General features: G+C 68.2%; 7 protein-coding genes. All 7 read right to left on the reverse strand.

Annotation, left to right across the window (positions count from 1 at the left end):
• Window positions 1-640: CNNM domain-containing protein (locus tag AX744_RS17975; protein ID WP_157543651.1), on the reverse strand; the 640-nt coding region annotated here is incomplete at its 3' end.
• On the reverse strand, window positions 637-1,095 hold the full coding sequence (gene ybeY / locus AX744_RS17980; RefSeq protein ID WP_017202321.1) for an rRNA maturation RNase YbeY: 459 nt from the start codon (window positions 1,093-1,095) through the stop codon (window positions 637-639). The genes ybeY and AX744_RS17975, both read right to left, overlap by 4 nt.
• A complete protein-coding gene (locus tag AX744_RS17985) occupies window positions 1,092-2,117 on the reverse strand; it encodes a PhoH family protein (RefSeq protein ID WP_227751189.1) in 1,026 nt (341 codons plus the stop codon). The genes ybeY and AX744_RS17985 overlap by 4 nt, the downstream gene beginning before the upstream one ends.
• Window positions 2,118-2,196: 79 nt before the next feature.
• Window positions 2,197-2,547, reverse strand: coding sequence for an HIT domain-containing protein (locus tag AX744_RS17990; protein WP_046749197.1), 351 nt, complete (start codon window positions 2,545-2,547; stop codon window positions 2,197-2,199).
• Window positions 2,548-2,613: 66 nt separating this feature from the next.
• Window positions 2,614-3,342 (reverse strand): 16S rRNA (uracil(1498)-N(3))-methyltransferase, encoded by a 729-nt coding sequence (locus AX744_RS17995; protein ID WP_061018468.1) that lies wholly within the window; start codon window positions 3,340-3,342, stop codon window positions 2,614-2,616.
• A 2-nt stretch (window positions 3,343-3,344) separates the two neighbouring features.
• Window positions 3,345-4,460, reverse strand: a complete 1,116-nt coding sequence (gene dnaJ, locus AX744_RS18000; protein ID WP_061018470.1) for a molecular chaperone DnaJ — start codon at window positions 4,458-4,460, stop codon at window positions 3,345-3,347.
• A gap of 36 nt (window positions 4,461-4,496) precedes the next feature.
• The gene (hrcA, locus tag AX744_RS18005) at window positions 4,497-5,528 is read right to left on the reverse strand and encodes a heat-inducible transcriptional repressor HrcA (RefSeq protein WP_058631383.1); all 1,032 of its coding nucleotides are present in this window, start codon (window positions 5,526-5,528) and stop codon (window positions 4,497-4,499) included.
• Window positions 5,529-5,733: the final 205 nt, after the last annotated feature.

Below are 5,733 nucleotides of genomic sequence, written 5' to 3' on the forward strand. Positions count from 1 at the left end.
TGGCATCGACCGTCACCATCTCGGTGCGCGGCACCATCACGGCGCGGACGAACTGGTCGGTGAAGTCGAAGACGGAGTGGATGAGGTCGCGGTCGTCCTCTTCGATGAGATCGTTCGACGCTGCCTCGTCGACCATGCTCAGCAGCTGATCCTCGCTGGTGAAGGAGCTGCGCCCCGTGCCGGGGGTGACCCGGTTTCCCAGCAGGACCAGGCCTTGCGCGAGGGGGCCGAGGATGATGCGGAGCCCGCGCACGATCGACGCGGTGCCGCGGATCATGCCCTCGGCGTGCTGACGCCCGAACGACCGCGGGCTCGCCCCCACGAGCACGAAGGTGATCGCCGTCATGAGCACCGCGGCGGCGAGCATCGCCCACCAGTTGTTCTCGATCAGGATGGTGAAGGCGACCGTCACGAGCACGGCTGCCGTCACCTCTGCGAGGACGCGGATGAACGCCACCGCGTTCACGTGGGCGTCGAGATCTGAGGCGATACGCTCCAGTGCCCTGGCCCTGCGGCCCTCGGTCGCCATGTCGGCGAGTCCGGCACGCGAGGTCACCCCGTACGCCGCATCGATCGCGGCCATGAGACCGCCGAACGCCACCAGCAGCACGGCGGCGATCAGGAGGAGAACAGCAGTCATCGTCGGCGTTCAGCAGCCGCGAAACCCTGGATCAGCTCCTTCTGCAGTCCGAACATCTCACGCTCCTCGTCGGGCTCGGCGTGATCGAAGCCGAGGAGGTGGAGCAGACCGTGGGTCGTGAGCAGGATGAGCTCATCCATCAGGGTGTGTCCTGCCGCCTGCGCCTGCGTCTCGGCCACCTGGGGGCAGAGCACGATGTCGCCGAGCAGGCCGGGGGCGGTCGGACGGTCCTCGGTACCGGGGCGTAGCTCATCCATCGGGAAGCTCAGCACGTCGGTGGGGCCGGGCTCGTCCATCCACTGCACGTGAAGCGCCTCCATGGCGCCCTCGTCGACGAGGACGATGGCCACCTCGGCGTCAGGGCTGACGTGCAGCTGCGCGAGATTGAAATCGGTCAGTCGCTGCAGCACGGTCTCGTCGACGTCGATGGCCGACTCGTTGTTGATCTCGATCATGAGAGTCCTCGTTTCGGGGCGCGATCACGCGGTCCAGGTCGTTGTGCTCCCCGGCGATCGGCACGGTTGGCGAACTCCGCCGCCTGCTCGCGCTCGAATCGCGCTGCGGTGCGCTTCTCGTCGTACTCGCTGTACGCGTCGACGATGCGTCCGACCAGCGAGTGCCGTACCACGTCGTCGCTGGTGAGACGGGAGAAATGGATGTCGTCGATGCCGTCGAGCACTCGGGTCACCAGGCGGAGCCCCGACGACCCCTGCGGAAGGTCGACCTGCGTGATATCGCCCGTGACGACCATCCGCGTGCCGAAACCGAGACGCGTGAGGAACATCTTCATCTGTTCCGGCGTGGTGTTCTGAGCCTCGTCGAGGACGACGAACGAGTCGTTGAGGGTGCGCCCGCGCATGTAGGCGAGGGGTGCCACCTCGATCGTGCCGGTCGCCATCAGGCGAGGGACGATCTCGGGGTCCATCATCTCGTTGAGAGCGTCGTACAGCGGGCGGAGGTATGGATCGATCTTGTCGGTGAGCGTGCCGGGGAGGAAGCCGAGCCGCTCTCCCGCTTCGACCGCGGGGCGCGTGAGGATGATCCTGGTGACCTCCTTGCGCTGGAGCGCCTGGACGGCCTTGGCCATCGCGAGGTAGGTCTTGCCCGTACCGGCCGGACCGATGCCGAACACGATCGTGTTCTCCTCGATCGCGTCCACGTACTCCTTCTGCCCGAGGGTCTTCGGACGGATCACCTTGCCGCGCGTGGTCAGGATCGCCTCGCCGAGAACCTCGCTGGGGCGCGGTCCTCCTTCCTGGCGCAGCATCCGCGCGGAACTCGACACGTCGCTCGGTGCCAGGTCCTGCCCGGCCTTCGTCATGGCGAGCAGCTCCTCGACCAGCGCCCTCGCCTTCGCGACCGCATCGGTGCCACCGCTGAGTGTGATCTCGTTGCCACGGACGAGCACCTGCACATCGCGGTGCTCACGCTCCAGCATCCGCAGCAGCCGGTCCTGCGGTCCGAGCAGCTGCACCATGGCGACGCCGTCCGCGTAAATCTTCTCGACCGCCTCGGGAGGCCGGCCGCCCAGGCTCCGCTCCTGGGGCTCGTGGTTCTCAGGCACCGACACTCTTCTCAGTCAATCCGCCGGCCAGCACGTGCGCGTGGACGTGGAAAACGGTCTGTCCGGCGTTCGCGCCGGTGTTGAAGACGAGGCGGAAGTCGCCGTCCTCCGTGTGCTCCGCCGCGAGCTCGCCCGCGAAAGCGACCATCTCGGCGAGCAGAGAGGGATCTGCGGCCGCGACCTCGACGACATCTCGATACTCTGCCGACTTCGGCACCACGAGCAGATGCACGGGCGCCTGCGGGGCGATGTCGCGCAGCGCGAACAGCCGGTCGGTCTCGCCGATGATGTCGGCAGGGATCTCCCCGTTCAGAATGCGCGTGAAGATCGAGGGTTCCGTCATACCGTCAAGTCTACTGACCGGAGCGTGACGACGACCTCGGGCCCGTCCCGTGCCGGTCGGGCGGGGTCACCATCGACCGAGTGCCACCGACAGCACGGCGATCGCGGCCGGGCCCGCCGTCGAGGTACGGAGCACCGTCTCGCCGAGGAGCACACGCTCTGCCCCCGCCTCCGTCAGGTGACGCAGCTCCTCGTCGGAGATCCCGCCTTCCGGTCCGACCACGAGCACCAGGTCGCGTCCGTCCGGCTCGATCTCCGACAGTCGCGTGGGCGCCGTCGGGTCGAGCAGCAGGAGGCGCTGCGAGGCCGCGCGCTCCCTGAGCTGAGCCGTCGAGACGGGTGATGCGACGGCGGGCACCCAGGCGCGGTGGGCTTGCTTGGCGGCCTCGCGGACGATCGTCGCCCAGCGCTCCCGTCCCTTCACCGCCTTCGGGCCCTCCCACCGCGAGACGCTACGACTCGCCTGCCAGGGGACGATCTCGTCGACGCCGAGTTCGCACGCCGCCTGCACGGCGAGCTCATCGCGGTCTCCTTTCGCGAGCGCCTGTACCAGAACGACCCGAGGCGTCGGAGCGGGGTGCTCGATGCGCTCCGCGACACGGACCTCCACTCGGGAGGGAGACACCTCCTCTGCCACACCGGTCAGCCACACGCCCGCGCCGTCGCCGACGGTGACAGCCTCGCCGACGCGAAGACGACGGACGACGGCCGCGTGCTTGGCTTCGGCTCCGGTCAACGACACCAGGTCGTCGACTCGGGCATCCGTCGACGATTCGACGAGGAAGTGCAGTGCCATGATCAGTGGCTGCGGAAGCGGTCGCGGAGCTTGGAGAAGAGTCCCTGCTGGAACTGGGCGAGCTGGGGCTCCGGGGACTTCGCCTTCTTCGCGAAGTCCTCGATCAGCGCACGCTGCGCGGAGTCCAGCCGAGTCGGGGTCAGCACCTGGACGCCGACCCGCAGATCGCCGCGCTGCGTGCCGCGGAGCGGGGTGATTCCCCGTCCCTTGATCGTGAGCACGTCACCGGACTGCACTCCGGGACGGATCTCGAGGTCGACCTCGCCGTCGAGTGCCTGGATCTTGGTCTCGGTACCGAGGATCGCGTCGGTCATCGACACCTCGAGGGTCGCGAGCAGGTCGTCTCCCTCGCGGCTGAACGCCGCGTGCGGGTTGACGGTCACCTCGACGTACAGGTCACCGTTCGGTCCGCCCGCCTTGCCGACCTCACCGGAACCGGGAAGCTGCAGGCGGAGCCCCGTCTCGACACCGGCGGGGATGTCGAGCGACACCGTTCTGCGCGAACGCACGCGACCCTGCCCCCCGCAGGTGCCGCAGGGATACGGGATGGTCGTGCCGTAGCCCTCGCAGGTGCCGCAGGGCTGAGAGGTGACCACGTTGCCGAGCAGGCTGCGCACCTGACGCTGCACGTGGCCGGAGCCGCCACAGATGTCGCACGTGACCGGCGAGGTGCCCTCCTGACAGCACGACCCCTGACACGTCTCGCACAGCACGGCGGTGTCGACCTCGATGTCCCGATGCGCCCCGAACACGACGTCGCCGAGGTCGAGCGTGACCCGGACGAGGGCGTCCTGGCCCCGCTCCCGACGCGACCGCGGACGCGCACCGCGCCCTCCCCCTTGAGAAGCACCGAAGAACGTCTCGAAGATGTCGCCGAAACCGCCGAAGCCGCCGAAGTTCCCCGCGGCGCCGTCTCCGCCGCCCATGTCGTAGCGCCGGCGTGACTCGTCGTCGCTGAGGACGTCGTACGCATGCGTGACGAGCTTGAACTTCTCCGCAGCGTCGTCCCCGGGGTTCACATCCGGGTGCAGCTGCCGGGCAAGGCGTCGGTACGCCTTCTTGATCTCATCGGTGGAAGCGTCCCGGGACACCCCGAGAACCTCATAGTGGTCCGCCACAATCGCCTTTCTGCGTGTGTTCTCGTGGCGACCGCGTCAGCGGCCGGCCTCGTCTTCGTCGAGCATCCGCGACAGGTAGCGGGCCACGGCCCGCGCTGCGGCGAGATTGCTCGGGTAGTCCATGCGCGTCGGCCCCATCACGCCGACTCGCGCCGTGCCGCTGGGGGCGGCGTAGTTGCTGGCCACGATCGACGCCTCACCGAGGCCGAAGGGGGCGTTCTCGGTGCCGATGCTGGCCGCGAGACCGTGCTCGTCGGTCACCATCTCGCTCATCAGTCGCAGCAGCGTCACCTGCTCCTCGATCGCCTCGAGAAGCGGATGGATGCTGCCGCGGAAGTCCTGTTCCCGACGCGCGAGGGTGGCCGCCCCCGCCATCACCAGACGTTCCTGACGGAAGCTGCCGAGCTCGTCGACGACGACGCCGGCGAGCGTGCGGAGCACCGCGTCCTGAGGCTTGTCCTCCGCCCCGAGCAGCAGCTGAAGACGGTCGGATGCCTCACCGATGCCCTGTCCGGTGATCAACGACGACAGGCGTGCACGCAGCACCGCGAGGTCGGACTCGTCGATGATCTCCGGCAGGGGGGCGATCCGCTGTGACACGCCGCCGGCATCGGTGACCAGCACGATCAGCAGCCGGTTCGGTGCCAGGGCCACCAGTTCGACATGCGTCACGTGCGCACGCGCGAACGACGGATACTGTGCGAGCGCGACCTGACCCGTCAGCTGCGTCAGCACCCGCACCGTGCGCACCATCAGGTCGTCGAGATCGGCCGGTTCGCCCAGGAACGACTCGATCGCCGAGCGCTGTGCCGAAGAGAGCGGGCGCAACTGGGCGAGATGATTCACGAAGACGCGGTAGCCCTTGTCTGTGGGAACCCTTCCCGACGAGGTGTGCGGAGCGGTGATCAGCTCTTCATCCTCGAGCAGCGCCATGTCGTTTCGGATCGTGGCGGCCGAGACGCCGAAGGAATGCCTGTCGACGATCGACCGGCTGCCGACGGGTTCGTGGGTCTCGACGTAGTCCTGCACGATCGCGCGGAGAACCTGCAGCCCTCGCTCTGTGACCATCGCCCTTCCCTTCCGCTGGCACTCGGACGTTCAGAGTGCCAATCCTACCCCGTGCAGCTGCGGGTTCTCCGTACCGCGGACCGACGACTCTAGGATGACGCTCATGACCTCCTCCCCGCATGCCACCCTGTCGACCGGCATCGTTCGTGGCGTCGAGGAGGCGGGGATCGTCCGCTACCTCGGCATCCCGTATGCCATGGCGCCG

The organism is Microbacterium sp. CCH5-D1 (genome assembly GCF_001557335.1).
In the GTDB taxonomy this organism is placed as follows: Bacteria; Actinomycetota; Actinomycetes; order Actinomycetales; family Microbacteriaceae; genus Microbacterium; species Microbacterium oxydans.

Excerpts from the sequence above, each read along its gene's own strand:
- AX744_RS17995 (WP_061018468.1), bottom strand. The coding sequence starts at position 3,342 with ATGGCACTGCACTTCCTCGTCGAATCGTCGACGGATGCCCGAGTCGAC.
- ybeY (WP_017202321.1), bottom strand. The coding sequence starts at position 1,095 with ATGATCGAGATCAACAACGAGTCGGCCATCGACGTCGACGAGACCGTG.
- AX744_RS17985 (WP_227751189.1), bottom strand. The coding sequence starts at position 2,117 with ATGGTGCAGCTGCTCGGACCGCAGGACCGGCTGCTGCGGATGCTGGAG.
- AX744_RS17990 (WP_046749197.1), bottom strand. The coding sequence starts at position 2,547 with ATGACGGAACCCTCGATCTTCACGCGCATTCTGAACGGGGAGATCCCT.
- hrcA (WP_058631383.1), bottom strand. The coding sequence starts at position 5,528 with ATGGTCACAGAGCGAGGGCTGCAGGTTCTCCGCGCGATCGTGCAGGAC.